This window comes from Thalassotalea sp. 273M-4 (genome assembly GCF_041410465.1).
GTDB classification, from domain to species: Bacteria; Pseudomonadota; Gammaproteobacteria; order Enterobacterales; family Alteromonadaceae; genus Thalassotalea_A; species Thalassotalea_A aquiviva.
Genome location: NZ_CP166961.1, coordinates 506,105 through 526,611 on the forward strand (window position 1 = coordinate 506,105; position 20,507 = coordinate 526,611).

General features: G+C 41.8%; 19 protein-coding genes. All 19 read left to right on the forward strand.

The window, feature by feature from the left end:
- Nucleotides 1-80 precede the first annotated feature (80 nt).
- The 19 genes from ACAY00_RS02180 (at nucleotide 81) to ACAY00_RS02270 (ending at nucleotide 20,504) form a co-directional block, all read left to right on the forward strand.
- On the forward strand, nucleotides 81-989 hold the full coding sequence (locus tag ACAY00_RS02180; protein WP_371376611.1) for a hypothetical protein: 909 nt from the start codon (nucleotides 81-83) through the stop codon (nucleotides 987-989).
- Nucleotides 982-1,590, forward strand: a complete 609-nt coding sequence (locus tag ACAY00_RS02185) for a PilN domain-containing protein (RefSeq protein ID WP_371376613.1) — start codon at nucleotides 982-984, stop codon at nucleotides 1,588-1,590. Before ACAY00_RS02180 ends, ACAY00_RS02185 begins: the two co-directional genes overlap by 8 nt.
- A complete protein-coding gene (locus ACAY00_RS02190) occupies nucleotides 1,583-2,242 on the forward strand; it encodes a hypothetical protein (RefSeq protein WP_371376616.1) in 660 nt (219 codons plus the stop codon). Before ACAY00_RS02185 ends, ACAY00_RS02190 begins: the two co-directional genes overlap by 8 nt.
- Nucleotides 2,235-2,540: a hypothetical protein gene (locus ACAY00_RS02195; RefSeq protein ID WP_371376619.1), complete on the forward strand. Its 306-nt coding sequence runs from the start codon at nucleotides 2,235-2,237 to the stop codon at nucleotides 2,538-2,540. Before ACAY00_RS02190 ends, ACAY00_RS02195 begins: the two co-directional genes overlap by 8 nt.
- A 5-nt stretch (nucleotides 2,541-2,545) precedes the next feature.
- On the forward strand, nucleotides 2,546-4,261 hold the full coding sequence (mshL, locus tag ACAY00_RS02200) for a pilus (MSHA type) biogenesis protein MshL (RefSeq protein WP_371376622.1): 1,716 nt from the start codon (nucleotides 2,546-2,548) through the stop codon (nucleotides 4,259-4,261).
- Nucleotides 4,262-4,274: 13 nt separating this feature from the next.
- On the forward strand, nucleotides 4,275-4,967 hold the full coding sequence (locus tag ACAY00_RS02205) for a tetratricopeptide repeat protein (RefSeq protein WP_371376625.1): 693 nt from the start codon (nucleotides 4,275-4,277) through the stop codon (nucleotides 4,965-4,967).
- 1 nt (nucleotide 4,968) lies between these two features.
- Entirely contained in the window at nucleotides 4,969-6,678 is a 1,710-nt protein-coding gene (locus ACAY00_RS02210) for a GspE/PulE family protein (protein WP_371376627.1), read from the forward strand.
- 7 nt (nucleotides 6,679-6,685) lie between these two features.
- Nucleotides 6,686-7,912: a type II secretion system F family protein gene (locus tag ACAY00_RS02215; RefSeq protein ID WP_371376631.1), complete on the forward strand. Its 1,227-nt coding sequence runs from the start codon at nucleotides 6,686-6,688 to the stop codon at nucleotides 7,910-7,912.
- A 218-nt stretch (nucleotides 7,913-8,130) separates the two neighbouring features.
- Entirely contained in the window at nucleotides 8,131-8,601 is a 471-nt protein-coding gene (locus ACAY00_RS02220) for a type II secretion system protein (protein ID WP_371376633.1), read from the forward strand.
- A 434-nt stretch (nucleotides 8,602-9,035) separates the two neighbouring features.
- Nucleotides 9,036-9,527 (forward strand): type II secretion system protein, encoded by a 492-nt coding sequence (locus ACAY00_RS02225; protein WP_371376636.1) that lies wholly within the window; start codon nucleotides 9,036-9,038, stop codon nucleotides 9,525-9,527.
- Entirely contained in the window at nucleotides 9,517-10,071 is a 555-nt protein-coding gene (locus tag ACAY00_RS02230) for a prepilin-type N-terminal cleavage/methylation domain-containing protein (protein ID WP_371376639.1), read from the forward strand. Before ACAY00_RS02225 ends, ACAY00_RS02230 begins: the two co-directional genes overlap by 11 nt.
- Complete coding sequence (locus ACAY00_RS02235) at nucleotides 10,071-10,853, forward strand: PilW family protein (RefSeq protein ID WP_371376641.1); 783 nt, start codon at nucleotides 10,071-10,073, stop codon at nucleotides 10,851-10,853. The genes ACAY00_RS02230 and ACAY00_RS02235 overlap by 1 nt, the downstream gene beginning before the upstream one ends.
- Nucleotides 10,837-11,295: a hypothetical protein gene (locus ACAY00_RS02240; protein ID WP_371376644.1), complete on the forward strand. Its 459-nt coding sequence runs from the start codon at nucleotides 10,837-10,839 to the stop codon at nucleotides 11,293-11,295. The genes ACAY00_RS02235 and ACAY00_RS02240 overlap by 17 nt, the downstream gene beginning before the upstream one ends.
- Before the next feature lie 584 nt (nucleotides 11,296-11,879).
- Complete coding sequence (locus tag ACAY00_RS02245) at nucleotides 11,880-12,923, forward strand: rod shape-determining protein (protein WP_371376646.1); 1,044 nt, start codon at nucleotides 11,880-11,882, stop codon at nucleotides 12,921-12,923.
- Between the two features lie 52 nt (nucleotides 12,924-12,975).
- The gene (gene mreC, locus ACAY00_RS02250) at nucleotides 12,976-13,833 is read left to right on the forward strand and encodes a rod shape-determining protein MreC (protein WP_371376649.1); all 858 of its coding nucleotides are present in this window, start codon (nucleotides 12,976-12,978) and stop codon (nucleotides 13,831-13,833) included.
- Nucleotides 13,834-13,840: 7 nt separating this feature from the next.
- Nucleotides 13,841-14,323 carry a rod shape-determining protein MreD gene (gene mreD, locus ACAY00_RS02255; RefSeq protein WP_371376651.1) on the forward strand — a complete coding sequence of 161 codons (483 nt, stop codon included), beginning with the start codon at nucleotides 13,841-13,843 and terminating at the stop codon, nucleotides 14,321-14,323.
- 1 nt (nucleotide 14,324) lies between these two features.
- Nucleotides 14,325-14,900 (forward strand): nucleoside triphosphate pyrophosphatase, encoded by a 576-nt coding sequence (locus tag ACAY00_RS02260; protein WP_371376654.1) that lies wholly within the window; start codon nucleotides 14,325-14,327, stop codon nucleotides 14,898-14,900.
- A gap of 1 nt (nucleotide 14,901) precedes the next feature.
- Nucleotides 14,902-16,365 (forward strand): ribonuclease G, encoded by a 1,464-nt coding sequence (gene rng, locus ACAY00_RS02265; protein ID WP_371376656.1) that lies wholly within the window; start codon nucleotides 14,902-14,904, stop codon nucleotides 16,363-16,365.
- On the forward strand, nucleotides 16,365-20,504 hold the full coding sequence (locus tag ACAY00_RS02270) for a YhdP family protein (RefSeq protein ID WP_371376659.1): 4,140 nt from the start codon (nucleotides 16,365-16,367) through the stop codon (nucleotides 20,502-20,504). The genes rng and ACAY00_RS02270 overlap by 1 nt, the downstream gene beginning before the upstream one ends.
- Nucleotides 20,505-20,507: the final 3 nt, after the last annotated feature.

Here is a 20,507-nt window from a genome sequence, read left to right on the forward strand (position 1 = left end):
CCAACCTTTAAGGCGACGTTAAATGCTTTAGGAGGTCATTTTATCGGTTCTATTTTAGACTAAGGCAACAAAGGCTTTTTATGCTTAAGTTTTTTACCCGTTTCTTTTCAAATAAGATTAGTGAGCAACATTTCTGCATGGCCGTTGGCAAGGAGAAGATGAGCTTTATTTTGCTCGATAGAGATAAAAATGAGCACAGCATAAAGATATGGCGAACCACGGTTATTAAAGACATTTGTAGACGAATTGAAAGCCTGTTTCCAAGAAAAAAAATCCATGGTGATGGGGTCTTGGTACTGCCTTCTTCACTTTATTATGCTTTACAGACAGACAAACCGAATGTCCCAGAAGATGAAGTTGCTGCCGCCTTGAAGTGGCAAATCAAAGATATTGTGCCCATTCCTGTTGAAGATATGGTGGTTGATTATGCTGATTACCCAATCACGGTTGCCGGTAAAGCCAAAGTGAATGTGGTGTGCAGTCAATTATCGGTATTGAAACAAGTCTATCGTAGTGTGAATAAAACCAAAGCACAGTTAAAGTCCATCATCAGCGAAGAAATTGCTTTTGCTAATTTGCTGGAAATATCCCCAACCCCGGTATTGTTGGTGTATCAGCCGCTAGGCGATGAAGTATTTTTATTGATTGTACAGGCCGGACAAATATATTTTCAACGTAAACTACGTGGCTTCAGTGCGATTAGCCAGATGGATGAAACGCAACTTGAAGGCGGTATCTGTGATGCATTAAGCGTCGAATTACAAAAATCGATGGACTACTTTGAACGTCAGCTTAAACAGCAATCAATACAATATATACGTGTTTTACTACCCAGTGAGCATGAACCTCTGATCATAGAAAAACTGATGCAAAATACCCTGTTAGATGTGCAATCACTAGCAATGCCCGATCCTTATAGTAATAGGGCACATGCTGCAGGCATTGGCGGGATCATTGAACTAACCCTAATGGAGTCTCGTCATGACTAAGCTTAGGGTCAATTTATTAGTGGCCGAATTGGTCGAAACCCAAAGTTGGCTGAGCTTAAAAAATGTTGTACTGACTTGGCTCGCAGTGTTTGCAATGTTATTGCTGGGGCATCTTTGGCTAGAACAACAACTTGCTCTTAAACTCGAAGAATATCAGGAGTTAACCGTTAGCAAAGGCGACTTAGAACACCAAATTCAGCAAGCGCAAAATCAGCTTGATCAGGCAGCCGGTTCTGAGGCTGAAATCGAATTACTAAACATTCTTAAAAGTCAGGTGAAAACTAAAACCCGCTTTTATCAACAATTAGAACTTCAACTGCAAAAAACACAACAAGGTTTTTCTAAGGTGATGAATGAACTCGCGAATTTTCATCATCCAGAAATCAGTTTATCGACTATTCGGGTTAATAATTTGAATATTGAACTTATCGGTGAAGCGAAAGAGGCGAATTCGGTACCACTGTGGCTTTCGGGATTCGAGCAGTCTGATTATATGAAAAAGCAGCGTTTTCAACATTTTACGTTAGTTGAAAATGAGCAAGGGCAAACTCAATTTAAAGTCAGTTCTGATCCTGGCCAAGGTGAGGTTGACGATGAATGAGTGGTGGTTATTACAGTCTGAGAGATTCTCCGCTTTGTCTAGAAAAGACAAGTACAGTGTTCTTATCATGGGCATTGCTGTTGTGATTGTATTGTTTTATTTTGTTAGCTACCAAAGCTTTTTGAGCAAAAAAACATCTGTGCAGGAACAAATCGCATTTCAACAAAGCGACAATGAACAATTACAAGGTGATTTGACCAACGCGCTTGAGCGCTTAGAACAAAATCCTAACAATCCAGTTAGTCAGCAAATCGAACAACAGCAACGGCAATTAGACAAACTTGATTACCAATTATTGGCCCTCACCACAGACTTAATGTCCCCAAAGAATATGCGTAAAGCACTTGTTCAAATACTTGCTCTTAAACCAGGGGTAAAGTTGCTGAGCCTTAATGCTTTACCTGTAGAACAATTAACCGTTGAGCAGCTTGCACCTGTCGATGCGACTAGCCCTATTTTGTATCGGCACAGTTTAGATATCACGTTAGAGGGACGTTATTTCCAATTGAGAGACTATCTTGAAATGGTTGAAGGTTTACCATGGCGTTTACAATGGCAAAATTTTGAATATCAGGTAATAGCTTATCCAAAGGCAAAACTGCAATTAAGGTTGTATAGTTTAAGTTCAAATAAGGAGTTTATCGGTGTATAAGTCTTTGATGATGCTATTGTTAACTGTATATGTTGGGGGTGTTGAGGCTCAGTCTGATCCTACTCGCCCTTTAAATAAATCGTTGGCGACTGAGCAGACTCAAGGCTTATCTATTTCATTAACATCGATTATCGGATCAGCGCCGAAGCGCACAGCAATCATTAATGAAAAAATGTTAAAGCAAGGCGATAAGCTTGGGCGTTTTACCGTACAGTCTATTAGTCGTAATAAAGTTGTTCTGGCAGACGGTCAAAAAACCGTTGAATTGTCGTTATTCTCAACCAAGGTGATTAATTAGTGAAAATGTTAAAACGGTTTTTATCTCATAGTTTTGTTTTATGCTTTTCAATCACCCTTGTCGCTTGTCAATCGGCAGGCCCCACATCGTCACAGCCATCGCAACAGCGCGCTAATGCCACCCCGTTGCCAGCGCAACAAAACGACAAAGCAACAACCGATCGTGCATTGGCAAGTGAATATGACCCACAAAGGAGAGCAATTAAAAGAAACTCACTAAAGCAAATTCCTTTGTCGGTGCGCCAAGATACCATCATAAATGGTTTCTCAGATGCCCGAGATATACTTTTGCTGGAAAAACGTATGGACGTTTTGGCCAATAATACGCCTGCGAGCAGTTTTTTTTCCGCCCTTGTACGCGAAAGTGGCTATTCTGTCGCTCTGCATCCGGATGTGAGTGGCAATATTACGTTGGATTTAAACGAAGTCACATTAAATGAAACATTGGAAATCGTTCAAGATTTATATGGTTATGATATTCGACGTGACAGTGGGGTGATTCAAGTATATCCAGCGGGTATGCGAACCCAAACGATTGAGCTCGACTATTTATATTTAAAGCGCTCTGGTTTATCCAGTACTCGAGTTAACTCTAGTGGGGTCGCTGATAATGATGAAAACAACATCAATTCAGGGCGCGCCAATTTAATCGGTTCATACCCTGAGAATACGCGCTATAGTGGTTCTAGTCACGGCGATAACTCTCGCTCTGGAACCAACATTTACACGGAAAATGTTTCCGATTATTGGGTGGAATTGCAGTCTACGTTGCAAACATTAATCGGTACCGAAGATGGTCGAACGGTTATTGTTGCGCCCCAAGCGGGTTTAATTACCGTAAAAGCTTTGCCTAATGAAATCAGAGCGATAGAGGACTTTTTGAAAAAGTCTCAAGAAAAATTGCGCCGCCAAGTGATTATTGAAGCGAAAATTTTAGAGGTCACCTTAAATGACGATTATCAGCAAGGTATTTCTTGGTCGGCGTTAGGGGATGTCGGCAGTGGTAGTATTGGGTTTGATACCGCCGGGGATATTGCTGGAAATGCTATTAGTACGGTAATTGGCGGGGCGACTAGCTTAACCCTTTCCGGCACAGATTTTTCGGGATTAATTAATCTACTGTCGACCCAAGGTAAAGTTCAAGTGTTATCAAGCCCAAGAGTCACCGCAACAAACAATCAAAAAGCCGTTATTAAAGTGGGTGAAGATGAATACTTTGTTACCCAAATTTCCACCACCACGATCACCGGAACCGCAACCACAGTGACCCCGGAAATTGATTTGACGCCTTTCTTTTCAGGTATCTCCTTGGATGTCACCCCGCAAATTAATGGCAATGGAGAGGTGATCTTGCATGTCCATCCCTCGGTAACCGTCACCTCTGAACAACTAAAGAATTTAAGCTTTAGCCAAGAAGACATTGTCTTGCCTTTAGCCCGCTCTAGAGTGCGAGAGTCAGATACCATTGTAAAAGCCAAATCTGGCGAAGTAATTGTCCTTGGTGGGCTTATTGAATCGACCAAATCAGAGCTGGTCTCAAAAGTTCCTTTGCTTGGTGATATTCCATTTGTTGGTGAGTTATTTACCAATCGCGAAGAAATGACGGAGAAAAAAGAGTTGGTGATCCTTCTTAAACCTATCGTTATTGGTAAGGATACATGGAAGGATCAAATTAAAGATGCGCGCGCTTTATTGCAGCAATGGTTTGGTGAGGTCAATTAGGATGGAGACATCTTTGAAACTGAGCCTGATAACTTTGGCGCTGTTGGGGGGGACCGGAGCATTAGCAAGTGCTAGTCAATCAGATACACAGCATATGCCACCAGTTGGCAAGGCTGCGATTATCGAAGTTGAATTGACTGCACAGCAATTAGCCAATAAAAAAGTAGCACAAGCAATAAAGGCCCTTAACAACAACGATGCCCCACTGGCTGAGCACCTATTTGAAGAAGCCCTTATTTTATCGCCAAATCAGGTGAATGCTCGCAAGCAACTCGCCGCTCTATGGTTTGGCAAGGATGCGGTAGAGTCTGCGGTAAATCTATTGAAGCAAGGTTTAATCCTGCGACCACACAATCAAGAATTTCGCTTAATGTTGGCAAGGATTCTAACAAAAGTTCAGCAACCGAATCAGGCCTTTAATCTATTGCTATCTTCGCCCCATAACGACAATAGTGAATATCTTCAAGCTCTTGCCCACTTAGCGGTTGAAACCGAACATTACGTGGATGCGATTTACAGTTATAAAAAATTACTCCAGTTAAAACCAAGACAAAGTCAATGGTGGTTAGGGTTGGCAATCGCTCTAGATAAAAATGGCCAGCTTGATGAGGCTAGAATGGCCTATCAATCGGCCATAGATAATGGCAAGTTGTCGATTGGTTCAAGCCAATTTGTGCAGCAAAGGCTCAGCGATTTAGAGGACTAGAGTGGCGTATAGAAAATTAAAATTACGATTAGGAGAGTTGCTTGTCAGTGAGAATATCATCACTGAAGAGCAGCTTGAACATGCCTTGCAGATGCAAAATAATACCTATCGTAAGCTTGGCGATTGCCTTATTGATTTAGGCTATATTACCGAGCGTAAGTTATTGGAGTTTTTAGCCAAACAACTTGACGTTCCGTTCATTGATATTTCTAAGCGTGTTTTTTCACCGCAATCAACGGCTCTGTTGTCTGAAGTGCATGCCCGTAGACTTCGTGTTTTAATTTTAGAGTTTGATGATGACAACGTGCTCGTAGGCATGAGTGATCCCGCCGATTTATCTGCATTAGATCAACTGAAAGTGTATTTAGCCCCTAGAGATGTCGAAGTGGCAGCGGTAAGCGAATCGCAACTTTTTAGTGCGCTTGATCAACTCTATCGCCGCACCGCAGATATCGCCTCTTTTGCCAGCCAATTAGAGCAAGAACAATTCGAACCCTCAGGGCTAGAGCTTACCGAGCTTGGACTTGATGAAAGTGGCGGAGCTACCGTGGTGAAGTTGTTAAAGTCGGTGTTTGAAGATGCTGTTCAAATGCGCGCCTCCGATGTCCATATTGAACCAGAGAAAAGAGTGTTTCGAATTCGCCAGCGTATCGACGGTTTTTTGCAAGAGAATGTTATTAATCAACCTAAAATCGCCTCGGCCTTGGTACTAAAGCTTAAGTTGATGGCGAATCTCGACATCTCAGAAAAGCGGCTTCCTCAAGATGGGCGCTTTCACCTATCGATTAAAGGGCAAGAAGTGGATGTTCGTTTATCGACAATGCCGGTTCAATACGGTGAGTCAGTGGTAATGCGTTTGCTCAATCAAAGCAAGGGGGTTATTTCATTAGATAAAACGGGTTTACCGCTAGATCTTGTCAACCAATTGCGACTGCAAATATCTCGACCTCACGGCATGGTACTCGTGACGGGGCCTACAGGCAGTGGTAAAACAACCACTTTATATGCCGCTTTAACAGAGCTTAATCACCCCGAGAAAAAAATTATTACCGTAGAAGATCCCATTGAATATCGCCTAGAGCGAATCAATCAAGTACAGGTAAATCGGAAAATCGATTTGGATTTTGCCAGGGTATTACGAAGCGCACTCCGTCAAGACCCCGATATTATTATGATTGGGGAAATGCGTGATTCTGAGACCGTCGATATCGCATTGAGAGCCGCTATAACAGGACATATGGTGTTATCAACTTTGCATACAAATGATGCGATTGCCAGTGTGACTCGTTTAATTGATATGGGTGCTATGGGCTATTTAGTCAGCTCGGCATTAAGGGCGATTGTGGCGCAAAGACTTATCCGGCGAATATGTGTTTATTGTAAAACTGAACAAGAGGTTGAGCCACAAGAAAAGGTTTGGTTAGAAAATTTGGTCAAGTCACCCATAGAGCAAACATTTTATACCGGTTCTGGTTGTCAATCTTGCAATTATACTGGTTATCATGGGCGTATTGGGGTATTTGAGTTGTTGGAACTTGATGAAGATATGATCGCCGCATTAAAAAAAGAAGATGCAGAAGCATTCAGTGCCGCGGTTAAAGCCAGTAAAAATTATCAGCCTTTAGCTTTGACGGCATACGATTTAGCACGTAAGGGGCTGGTAACGGTTGCAGAAGTGTTAAGCTTGGCAGAAGCCATGAGTTTCCAATAGGGGGTTTATGGCCAATTTTTTCTATCAAGCCCGTGATCAAGAAGGCAAGTCGCATTCTGGTTTCTTGCAAGCTAATTCAAGTGCTCATGTTGCTGAAGCTTTAAACAAAAGGGGGTTTACTCCGATCACCATTAGCCAAACCAAACATAAATTGTCGAGTAACTTAAACCTTAATCGACAGCTATTGGTGACAGACAAAGTTAAACCCATCGATGTGATGATGTTTTGTCGGCAGATGCACACGTTAATGCGCTCAGACGTACCTATTTTAAAAGCTATAATGGGGTTATCTGACTCAACCAAATCGAATGTTTTTAAGGCGGTTTTAATCGATGTCCATGACAACCTTGAAAAAGGCAACAGCTTATCTATTGCTATGGCTAAACACCCAAGAGTCTTTAGCAAGTTAATTACCAGCATTATCCTTGTTGGGGAAAATACAGGGCTTCTTGATCAATCATTTGCGCAGTTGGCAAATTACCTTGAGCGGGCAGAAAAAACGCAAAAAAACATAAAAAAAGCCACTCGTTACCCCGTTTATGTGTGTTATACCTTGCTCATTGCCTTGGTGGTGATCAATGTATTTGTATTGCCGGTGTTTGTTGACATGTTTAGCCAATTTAAAACCGATTTACCCTTAGCAACGCGAATTTTAATGGGCAGCTCTGACTTCTTTATTCACTATTTTGGCTATATCTTACTATTTTCTTTAGTTTTAGTGATGATTTTAAAGCGGTACTTGGCAACTCCTAAAGGGCGCTATCGCTGGCATAAAATTAAATTAAGACTGCCATTAATAGGGAAAATTTATGAGCACTCTTACTTAGCGCGGTTTGCTCATAGTTTTGCTATTGTGCAAGGTTCAGGCATCCCCATTACTTCGGGCTTAAGGTTAACGGCCGATACGATAAGCAATATCTACATGGCGGATAAAGTAAGGCAAATTGGCAAAAACGTTGATAGCGGTGAAACCTTGTTTCGAGCTGCTCGAAATAGTCAATTATTCCCACCATTGATTTTGCAAATGATAGCAGTGGGTGAAGAAACCGGTCGCGTTGATGACTTACTTGAACATATTGCAACCTATTATGATGAAGAAGTTGAGTATCAGCTAAAAGTTTTGACCGATAGAATAGAACCTATTTTGATAACCTTTATCGCGGCAATAGTGCTGTTATTGGCGCTTGGGATATTTTTGCCTATGTGGGATATGTTCTCAGTGGTGCAAAGTTAACACAATTAACGCGATGTTATTTTTTTGTAAAGCAACTAAGATTTGAAATGTTCTTTTAAATCATAATTTTGGGTTTGGTTGCAAACGTTTGCTGAGCGTTTATTTGATGTTTTTAAATACCTTTTTTAACAATTTCAATACAAAGTACACCATTGTATTGCAAAAAAAGTCGATATAATGAGCAACAGTTAAAGATAATCCTTTGGTAAGGTATTTAAATGAAGCAAAAAGGTTTTACGTTAATCGAACTGGTATTAGTTATCGTGTTATTAGGCATTTTGGCCGCGACCGCGATGCCAAAGTTTTTTGATTTGGCCGGCGATGCTCGTGCCGCTGTTATCAAAGGCGTCGAAGGCAGTGTAAATTCTGCGATTGATATGGCACACGCTAAAGCGTTAATCGATGGTAAGTCAGCAGGTGGCACAATAGCTTTTTCTGGTGAGACAATTACCTTGGTAAACGGTGGTTGGCCAACAGCAGCAGACATGGTTAAATTATTAAGTTTGGATGCTGACATTGTTAGTGTGGTTGATACCAATACAGTGACTTTCTCACACAGTGGCGCAAGTGGCGGTTCAAATCTTCAAAGTGCCCCTACTGAGCCTGCAACTTGTCAAGTCGTGTACGATTTAACTAGTGCAGCAGTTAATGTTCGTCCATTAGTAACGGTTAGCACAGAAGGTTGTTAATCGACTTATTGATTTAATAAAAAACCGCTTCGGCGGTTTTTTTGTTTATCTTCTTTGCGTGTTTTTCATTTTGGGTTGCTCAAACGAAGCGCTCTGTCGAGTTGTTAAGCTAGGAGCTTAGCATTGATGCTTGTCTTATTCAGACCAATCTCAGTACCTTTTAGCCCTCTGTGCGATAATGCAAAGGTTGTTAGGTACGTCATTGATTGTAAAGAATGCTTATGCCCTTGCCAATTTTATCGTTTAAGAGCCTTTCGCTGTCATAAGCCCTCGTTTTAATACGCTATACTGGTAATCAAGAGAGTATTTGCCAGATCACAAGGCAGCGTTTCGACTTTAAACCTATAAGCATGCATTTAACCACTTAACGCAACTTAAATATCAACCTAAAAGCTAACATAAAAACCTAACATAAAAACCTGACATAAATGCCTATGAATAAGCCAAGTACTCCGTATCAGAATAAACATGGTTTTACCTTGATTGAGTTAGTGTTGGTCATTTTAATCATAAGTATTCTGAGTGTGTACCTCGGACCTAGACTGCTGGGGCAAGGCGGGGTTAACGTTATTGCCTATCGTAATCAAATGATTTCAACTCTGCGCCTACTTCAGCAACAAGCCATGCAAGACACGGCGGAACTGCAGTGCCATCAACTGCTTGTTGACACGTCTCGATACGGTATCCCCGACCAAAGACCTTGTTTTAAACCAAGTTTTAGCTCTCTCTGGGAACCCGACAATCGTGGTTTTGTGTTTCCTGATGCTGCCAATATTTCTCTAAAATCAACCGCGACAGAGTTAACCTTTGATTCATGGGGGAGGGTGAAAGAATGTGATAGAAAGCAAGGGTGCATAATAACCTTCACTGGTGAAGTGAAGGTAAGCATATGCATAGAGTCGCAAGGGTATATTCATGCGTGTTAAGCAAAAAGGGATAACCTTAATAGAATTGATTGTGGCGATGACGATAATGGCTATTTTGGCGGGATTTCTTATCAGTGCTTTGTTGCCTCGCGAAAAGCAAAGTGTTGATCACCTTCAGTTGATTAAGGCTGTGACATTGGCTCAATCCTTAATCAATGAAATTAGGTTAAAAGCGTTTGATGAACATTCAACCTCCTTGTCAGAATTTGAACGATGCAATGACAGTCGGGGTATTATTGCGTGTACAGGCATTGCAAATTTTGGTCCCGATGCAGGAGAAACGTCGCGCTTACTGTTTGATGATGTTGATGATTATCACTTCTACCAAGGCTTGGAAGATTCGAATGGCAGTGATATTTCAGCGATATATCCTGGTTTTAAAGTATTGGTGCAGGTGACATATGATAATGATTATAGTGGGGCAACAGCGTTTTACGATGGCCGTGCTATTACCGACGAATCATTGGTTAAACAGATCAGGGTGATTGTTACCACAGAATTTGGAACAGAGATAGTATTGGCCACTCATAAGGCAAACCTGTAATGATAAAAAAAGCAGGATTTACGCTCATTGAACTGGTCTTAACCCTTGCCATTGTTGGCATCCTTGCCTCTGGTTTTATTGGCTTTTTAGGTATCGGCAGTCAAGTCTTTATCGATGTCAGTAATCGAGATGCCATGGCGGCGGATGCACGTTTTGCGCTAGATAGGTTAAATCGAGAGCTTCAAAATGCGATCCCTAATAGCATTCGTCTAAGCCAAGATGGGGATACTCAATGCATTGAATTTGTGCCGATCAAAAGTGCGCACTTTTACACCGAACTTGCCGCTGAAAGTGACCTGCAAAGCTCAATTATTAAAATAGTACGCCCGCTCTTTCCTTATATTCAAGAGCGTACAGATAGAATTATTGTCGCGCCGTTAGAGCCAAACGATGCCTATGATTTAGGTGCGCTTCGCGCCAGTAATATGGGCTCGGTTAATGAACAACAAGAGGTTTGGGAGATTGATTTAAAAAAAGCAATGACATTTGCAGCTCACTCTCCACATCGAAAGTTATTTATCGGATCGTTACCGGTAAGTTACTGTTTATCTATGGCGACAAAGGAGCTTTATCGGCATTCAGATTATGGATTTAAACCCGAAGCAAGAGTTCAGAAAATGGGGGTCTTGATGGCTGAAAATGTTAGCGCAGTCAATTCGCCGGCTTTTCGCTATCAAGGCGCATTTAGCTCTTTTGGGGTCGTACACGTTAATTTGGCTTTCTCACGCAACGGCGAATCTATCGTCTTTAGATATGGGGTATACATTGAACAAACGCCTTAACAAAATGGTCAACCCTAGCAAAGTATGCGCTGGTTTTAGTCTTATTATGGCCATTGTTATGATTGTGCTATTTAGCTTATTCGCCGCCGTAATAAGTAAAATTATCTCCACATCGTCAGAGGCATTATCGTATGAAATCTTAGGTGCAAGGGCATTTTTAGCCGCACACTCGGGTAGCCAATGGGCACAGCAAAAATTAGCGCCAATACAGGGCAATCCAGCCTGTCTTGGTTTAAAACAAACACCCATTTCAATAGGTCAAATCAGGGGGCTTGAAAATTGCGTTGTGGCAACGGTGCAATGTGATGCTATTAATGTCGATGAGCAAATGTATTACACCGTGCGATCCACCGGTATTTGCCAATTTGGTAGCGTGGCAGCGACAAGAACAGTACAGATAGAGTTTAAGGAGAGGCAAGCACCTGTCGTTGATAATCCCTAGTATTTGCAAGCTCAAATAGTCATTGAAGATTTCACCACTGGACGGTGTTTTACGAAAGTGTACTGATTTAAGCGCACTTTTAAACAGCCTCAACCGCCCTATCTATATACGATATATGGCAAGATATTTCTAATAAACACAACCCGTTAGTTAAATAATCGGTCAACGCTTTTTAACCGTGTAGCAATAAGGTTCGACCCATTGTGAACAGTGCTTTTAAACAAGGGGAAGAAAATTTAAAAAAAAAACACGAGAAATTGTGTTTTTTTATCAAAATCAGGGTTCATTTAATTGCCGAGTGCGTTATTATGGCTTTTATTTTTGAAATTATAACGCCTAGTGGTAAGCGGTCATACACGCCAAGTCTCGTAAAAGATTTAACCCAATAAAATAAGGCAAACATCTTTTTCAGTTATCAAGGTGTTAAGCAAGGCAGGGCAACCTTGTCTTGCGGGTTACAGAGACAAGTCTTGGGTCAAACCACAAGCTATTAGGCCAACGAGAAAACCAGTAAAGGTCCAGTTGGCGAGCCTTTATTGGAAACAATATTTTATACAGCTAAACGCTAAAGGGTTCTTCATTCCATGTTTAAACTATTACGTGGCATGTTCTCAAACGATCTATCGATAGATTTGGGAACAGCAAATACATTAATTTATGTAAAAGATCAGGGCATCGTTTTAGACGAGCCTTCTGTTGTGGCTATTCGCCAAGACAAATCGGGTGGTAATAAAAGTGTTGCTGCCGTGGGAACCGCAGCCAAGCAAATGCTGGGGAGAACACCGGGTAATATCGAAGCGATTCGTCCCATGAAAGATGGGGTTATTGCTAACTTCTTTGTGACTGAAAAAATGCTTCAACACTTTATTAAGCAAGTACACTCAAATAACTTCTTACGTCCTAGCCCTCGAGTCTTGGTATGTGTTCCTTGTGGTTCAACTCAAGTAGAACGCCGAGCGATTAAAGAGTCTGCACTAGGTGCAGGTGCTCGCGATGTTTACTTAATCGATGAGCCTATGGCGGCCGCTATTGGTGCTGATTTGCCCGTATCTGCGGCGACTGGTTCAATGGTTGTTGATATCGGTGGTGGTACGACGGAAGTTGGCATTATTTCATTAAACGGTTTGGTTTACTCTTCTTCGGTACGTATTGGTGGTGATAAATTTGATGAAGCCATTATTAACTACGTACGTCGTAATTTTGGTAGCCTAATTGGTGAAGCAACAGCAGAACGTATTAAACAAGAAATCGGCAGTGCCTATCCAGGTGAAGAGCTGGTTGAGATCGAAGTGCGTGGCCGTAATTTAGCAGAAGGGGTTCCGCGTAGCTTTACCCTAAATAGCAATGAAATTTTGGAAGCATTACAAGAACCATTAAGCGGTATTGTCAGTGCGATTATGGTTGCTCTTGAGCAATCGCCTCCGGAGTTGGCATCTGATATTTCTGAACGAGGTATGGTACTTACAGGTGGTGGTGCGCTGTTAAAAGACTTAGATCGCTTATTGGCTGAAGAAACGGGTATTCCTGTTATTGTCGCAGACGATCCACTTACCTGTGTGGCTCGTGGTGGTGGTAAAGCACTTGAAATGATCGACATGCACGGTGGTGATTTATTCGCTTACGAATAAACAACTCGAAGTTAATTTTAGATAGGCAGCATTAGCTGCCTTTGTGGTAGATATGAATCCCATTTTTTTGAATGGTTATTCCAGTCATAAACGCATCATGCTGGCACTTGTACTTTCAAGTGCCTTCATTTATTGCGACCATAAATTAGCCAGCTTTGAAACCGCTCGTGGCTATTTGCAATCCCTAGTAAGTCCTTTGCAATATCTCGCCAATACCCCTAATTTATTTCTTGATTTTGCCTCTGAAAACTTAGTATCACGCAAGCAATTGATGTTAGAAAATCAGCGCTATCAAGTTCAACAAGTGTTACAACAAGAAAAATTACTGCAATTAAATATCCTCAAACAAGAAAATGATCGTCTGCGAAGCCTGCTGACAGCCCCGGTTAAAACCGAACATAAAAAAATGCTAGCTGAAATTTTAGCAGTAGACAGTGATCCTTACAGTCATCAAGTGGTGATAAATCGAGGCACTGAAGAAGGTATTTTTGAAGGACAAGCGGTGATTAATGAACAAGGGGTTGTCGGGCAAGTTCTGCATGTTGGTGCCAATAGTTCAAGGGTGTTACTGTTGACCGATATTACTCATTCAATTCCGCTTCGAGTACAGCGTAATGGGGTGCGTATAATCGCCAATGGTACCGGTAGTGATACTCGTATGGAAGTGAACAATATGCCCCATTCTACCGACATCAAGGTGGGTGATTTGCTTGTTACTTCGGGCTTAGGCGGTAAATTTCCCACGGGCTATCCGGTTGCCAAAGTAACCCTAGTGTCAAATAACCCAAATCGAAAATTTGCCAAGATAGATGTTGAACCTTTGGTACAATTTGATCGAATCAAATATCTGTTATTAATTTGGCCTGCTAATCAGCCTTCGTCGCAAACAAAATCGGTAGCGGGGGCATGATAATACGATGAAACAAAAGCGAAATAATTACATTATTTGGTTAAGCGTGATTTTTGCGCTGATGTTTACCATTATGCCTTTACCCATTCATATTGATGCTTACAGGCCTAATTGGGCTTTATTGGTGCTGGCTTATTGGGCGATAGCATTACCGAATCGGGTGAATGTGTTATCGGCTTGGGGCGTTGGTTTTATTGTTGACGTATTACTTGGCTCCATTTTAGGCGTTAATGCCATAGCAACCGCTATCGTGGTTTATGTACTGGTTAATAATTTTCAAAAAATAAGAAATTATTCTCTTTGGCAACAGTCACTTATAATTGGCTTATTAACGGCGTTTTATCATTTGATCGTGTTCTGGATTCAACGATTTGTGCTCGATATTGGCTTTTCGCTCGCTTATTTAAAGCCTGTAATAGCCACCACCATTATTTGGTGGATAGTGTTTTTACTATTACGAAAATTAAGAAGGCAGTTTCGGGTAACCTAGCATGTTGTATTTGGCTTCACAATCGCCTAGACGGCAAGAGTTACTGGCGCAATTGACGCCAATTTTTCGTATCTTACCATCTCATATCAATGAAGATGTACGCCCTAATGAGCAAGCACGAGACTACGTTAACAGAATGGCCATCGAAAAAGCCGAAGCCTGCTTGCAGCAAGTGAACGAGCAAGGGGCTTGGGTATTAGGCTCTGATACCATCGTAGTAAGTCATGGTAATATTTTGGGCAAGCCTGAAAACCAAGATCATTTTATTGCCATGATGTCGAGCCTGCAAGGCGCAACTCACCAAGTGATGACAGCCATAGCTTTGATCTCAAACGAGCACTGTTTTACCCAAACAGTGGTCACCGATGTTACCTTTCGTCGCCTCAGTAGAGCTGAAATGTTAGCTTATTGGCAAACTGGTGAACCCGAAGATAAAGCGGGCGGTTACGGCATTCAGGGAATTGCGGGGAAGTTTGTTAAAAAAATCAACGGCAGTTATAGTTCAGTTGTTGGTTTACCCTTATATGAAACAGAACAATTATTAATTAAAGCCAACCTAGGCATGGATGGAGTGTAGGATGAGTGGTGAACTATTGATCAATGTAACTCCAAGTGAAACGAGAGTTGCTTTAATTGAAAATGGCACGTTACAAGAAGTACACGTTGAGCGAGAAGCCAAACGTGGCATTGTTAGTAATATTTATCTGGGAAAAGTAATACGCGTATTGCCTGGTATGCAAGCGGTATTTGTTGATATCAACCTAGAAAAAGCCGCTTTTTTACATGCCTCTGATATTCGTACCAAACTTATTACCTCAGGCGATGATAGCGAACATGAAGTGCCGGATATCCGCACTTTAGTCCATGAAGGTCAATACCTTATGGTGCAGGTGGTAAAAGACCCAATTGGGACAAAAGGGGCGCGTTTAACCACCGATCTAACCATAGCTTCTCGATATTTAGTGATGATGCCAGGCGCATCCCATGTGGGGATATCACAGCGCATTGACGATGAAAAAGAGCGCAATCGGTTAAAGAAAATTGTTCAGCCGTTTTGTGATGATAATGCGGGTTTTATTGTGCGAACGGCCGCCGAAGGGGCAGGCTGTGAAGAAGTTGCGCATGATGCTGCATTTTTACGCCGAGTGTGGAGTAAAGTGCAAGAGCGCAAGCAGCGCAAACAAACCAAAATGCCTTTGTACCAGGACTTGAATCTGGGGTCTCGGATCATCCGTGACTTTGTTGGTGAAGGTCTTGAGCGAGTTCGAGTTGATTCAAAAACATCCTACCAACAACTTAAGGACTTTACCGAAGAGTTTGTACCTGAGCTTAATCGAATTGTTGAGTACTACCCAGGCGAGCGCCCGATTTTTGATTTGTTCAGTGTAGAACATGAAATACAGCGAGCTTTGCAGCGTAAAGTTGAATTAAAGTCTGGTGGTTATTTGATCATAGATCAAACCGAAGCGATGACCACCATCGACATTAATACCGGTGCGTTTGTTGGCCATCGAAATCTCGAAGAAACGATTTTCAATACCAATATCGAAGCGACACAAGCTATCGCCCGACAACTTAGGCTAAGAAACCTTGGTGGCATTATCATTATTGATTTTATTGATATGAACAGCTCTGATCATAAAAAGCGAGTATTGCACTCTTTGGACTTGGCGATGTCAAAAGATAAGGTCAAGTACAGTATCAGCAACTTCACCTCACTGGGGTTAGTCGAAATGACCCGCAAACGCACACGCGAATCACTAGAACATATTTTGTGTGCGCAGTGCCCGGTCTGTGAAGGCCGAGGGCAGTTGAAGACTGTAGAAACCGTATGTTTTGAAATATTACGTGAGATTGTTCGCGTTAACCGGGCCTATGATGCAGATAAGTTTATTGTTTATTGTTCAACTTCGGTAAGCGAAGGAATGTTAAATGATCAATACCATCACCTAGCGGAACTGGAAGTGTTTATAGGCAAACAAATAAAAATTCAGACTGACTCGTTATATACCCAAGAGCAATTTGATGTGGTGATGATGTAGTGAAAACCTTTGTTGCATATTTAAATACCTGGTTAAGTCGTTTATACAAAACGCTGGCGGTGTTATTGGTATTGGTTGCTGTGCTCTTAAGTTCGGTAAGAATTTTTCTACCCTATGCCCACACTTACAAACAAGATGTTGAAGACTACCTTAATCAATCATACCAAGGTGACATTGAAATTGGCGAGCTAACCGCTGGTTGGCAAAATTTTGGCCCAACATTGGTGGTTAATGATTTGATTTTAACCAACAGTGACGCGATTTCGGTGACGGTGGATGAAGTCGACTTGGGCATCGACTTTTGGGGTAGTATCCAAGCTAGGCAACTTAAAACCAGTAATGTCACCTTAAATGGTGCACATATCATCCTAGATCAGACTTTACTGTGGCAGCACAATGATGCAAAAGACCCTTCAAGCTCAACCAAGCAAAATCCTGACGCCCACACCGATATAAATTCGGTTGCCAATTTGGTGCTGCAGCAGTTGCAAAGGTTTTCATTAAGAAACAGCACTTTACAGTTTAAAACTGTGTTTAAGCAGCACGATTTTGTGATCAAAAAATTGGCTTGGTTAAACGAAGGCGTTAGGCATCGTGGTATCGGTCTGATTGAGACTTTGGATAATCCTGATAACTCGGCGAAGTTGGTGATTGACCTAACGGGAACCGACTTAACCGATATTAACGGTCAAATTTATCTAGAAGGTAATGGTGTCGACTTAGCCTCATGGATAGATAAGCTACTCGGTGAAAAAGGGGACAGACTCGACTCTGAAGTTAACTTTAAGTCTTGGTTACAGATAACCGATGGTCGTACCGACAAGGTAGAAGTGGTTTTTGAGCAAAGCCAATTAAGCTGGAACAGCTTCACTCGTCAAGATCAATTAGTGTTACCAACAACACAGCTGACAATGTATCGGCAAGAGTCTGGACAAGGGTTTTTTATTCAATCAACCCCCATTACGTTAAACTTTAACGAGCAAGAATGGCCTAAAACCCAGTTGCAAGTAATGTTTGCAGAAGATACGGTTGAAGCACGGATGCAAAACCTGTCATTAACCCATTTATGGCAGCTATTTCCATTAGTCCAGCAAGTGTTTCCACAGATTAAAAGTTATCAGGGCTTAGACCTTAAAGGTAATGTTGCTGATTTACGATTGCGAAAACACGATGGGATTACACAGGCTCTGTTGGCACTTGAACAAGTCGGCATAAACCGAGTGGCATCGCTGCCTGGCATTGATAATGTCAGCGCTCAGTTGCTATGGCAAGATGAACGAGCCCTGCTTGCAATAAATGCCCGCGACTCAGAATTAAACCTTGGTAACCATTTTTCTCGTCCTATTCCAATAAGTTCGCTCAAGACTCAATTGTTGCTCGATAGCCAACAACCGAATTGGCTGTTGCAAGTTAAAGAATTGGACTTTATAAATAATGACCTGCGCTTAAGTGGGCATGGGCAATATCAATATATTGATGGCCAGTCTGACTATTTGTCGATATCGGCTGTGCTTAACGATGCCGACGCCAGTAAAGTTCAATATTATTTACCCTTAACCCTGATGGATCAGGGGTTGGTTAACTACTTAAACAACGCCCTAAAGTCTGGCACTCTAACCCAAGCAGGCATTATTGTTGATGGGCCGGTGCAATCTTTTCCTTACACCGATAATGCTGGTATGTTTGTTGTTGATGCCGACTTAGAACAGGCAACATTTCAGTTTGCCGAAGATTGGCCTGCCATTGAACAAATGCAAGCTAATCTTAATTTTACCAAAAATTCTATGCTCATTAGTGCTACCGGTGGCACGCTTATGGATATACCTCTTAGCGATGTCGCCGTTGGCATTGCCAAGTTAGGTAAAGGCTCGGTATTGACGGTACGAACACCAATACAAACTGAGATAAAAAAAGCCGAAGCCTTAATGTTGGCTAGCCCTTTAGCCTCTAGCGTTGGTGAAACCATGGCTTTCCTAGATTCGACGGGTGCTGTCAACGGAACTTTCTCTTTAGATTTACCTCTTTCCGATACCAGCAATGCATTAGCTAAGGGTGAGTTCTTTTTTGATAACTTAAAACTGAATTTACAAGCGCCGGATATGCACTTTAGCCAAGTTGCTGGCAGTATCCGTTTTGAAAACGCCAAAATTAAGACCAATAAGTTGTCGTTAAATTGGCGTGGTTTGCCTATCGGCATGCAAGTTAGTGGCAACAGAAAAGGGGATAATTACCAAGTTGATGTCGCCATGACAGCAGCTTGGGAAAAGCGTCACTTTATCAAAGAAATCCCGAATAAATTGCAACCTTATGTTGATGGCATTGCGCGTTGGCAAGGCGATTTAGCGTTAAAAATACCGACCCAGGGCGAGCTTAATTATGAGGTTTCAATACAATCGGATTTAACCGATTTGAGTTTAAACTTACCCGCTCCTTATCAGAAAAATGCACAGCAGAGTTGGCAGCTGAGGGCGAAAGCTTGGGGGAATTCAAAACAATCTAGCATTGAAGCGAAAGTGCAAGACAACTTGCACTTTTATGGTGATTTAAATCATCAGAGCCAGTCTTTTAGCCGAGCTAATTTGATCTTGGGCAACGAAGAAATGTTTTTGCCTCGAGAAGGCTTTTATATCAATACGGCGTTAAAAACGGTTGAATTTATGCCTTGGTGGGACTTGGTCAATGACATTGTTGGCAGTATTCCTGAGTCAAAAGACACCAGCAATGACCAGGTTAGTGAGCCACTGTTGTCATCACCAAAACGTATTCGAGGGACTGTTGCTAAAGTCAACTTTGCGGGTGAAACTTTTACCGACCTGCAATTTAGTCTGTTAAACCAGCCTCAATGGTGGGCTTTGCAACTTAATTCGGAGCAAATTCGTACTCGGGCTAAATTTTATCATGAGTTTGCCAGTAAAGGCTTAGAGGTTGATGCCGATTTTATTCATTTAGCGCAAAAAACGGCGCAGCCCAAAGAGCAAAAAAATGAAACCGAGAAGCAAAAGACAACGGTTGTAGAGCAAGAGCAAGTATTTAACGGCGATATTGATCCTGCCGATATACCTTTAATCAAATTTTCCTGTGATAGCTGTACCTATCAACGCTTAGATTTTGGCGCATTAAGTTTTGCACTAAAAAAATCCAACGACAGTCAAACCTTAACGGTTGAAAATATCAAAGCGCAGCGCAAAGATGCAACGATTGAAGCAACAGCAACCTGGACTAAAAATGGTGAACGTCATATCTCAACAATTGAAGCAAACCTAAATAGTAGTGACTTAGAAAGGGAAGTTGAAGCCCTTGGTTTCCAATCTGGGATTAAAGACAGTGGCTTAAAAGCCGACGGAAAGTTGACTTGGCAAGGTGGCTTACATCAATTTAATATCGCCAGTTTAAACGGTGAAGTTTCAGCCAGTTTGAATGACGGCTACTTGGCCGATGTGAGCGATCAAGGCGCGCGGATTTTTTCTTTATTTAGTCTCCAATCTCTAGTGCGAAAGCTGACCTTGGATTTTCGCGACGTCTTTTCTAAGGGAATGTTTTACAGTGACATAAAAGCAAATTTTAATGTTACGGATGGTATTGTCTATACCGATAATATGAAAATGAATGCCATCGCCGGCAATTTAAAGGTCAAAGGCAACACCAATTTGGTCACCTCTGAGCTTGACTATAAAATGTCTTTTGCCCCGAAAGTGACATCGAGTTTACCTGTTATCATCGGTTGGTTGGTAAATCCACTGATGGGAGTGGCTATTCTAGCCGCCGATGAAGCGATCCAAAAAGCGGAGGTGATCTCAGTGATTAACTTTGAATTAACAGGGACTATTGATAAGCCTAACTTTAAAGAAGTCGATCGTAAAAGCCGAGATATTAATGTCGGTAAGTCAAAACCCGATCAAAAGTTAAATACCGATGTTAAGGGTGAGCCGAATAAAAAAACAAATGCGGCTGGCGTTAATCGTCAACAAAAGGCTTGGTCAGGCGCAAGCGTTGATACTGAATTGGTTTCTAATTCGCCGACCGATCTAGAGCCCAAAACTAAAAGTTTGCAAACTACGCAAAATACTCAGCCTAAGCTTCAGGCGGCCAAGCCCAGAGCACAAATTCTAGAACCTATCAGCTCGACGTCGGGGCAATAATAA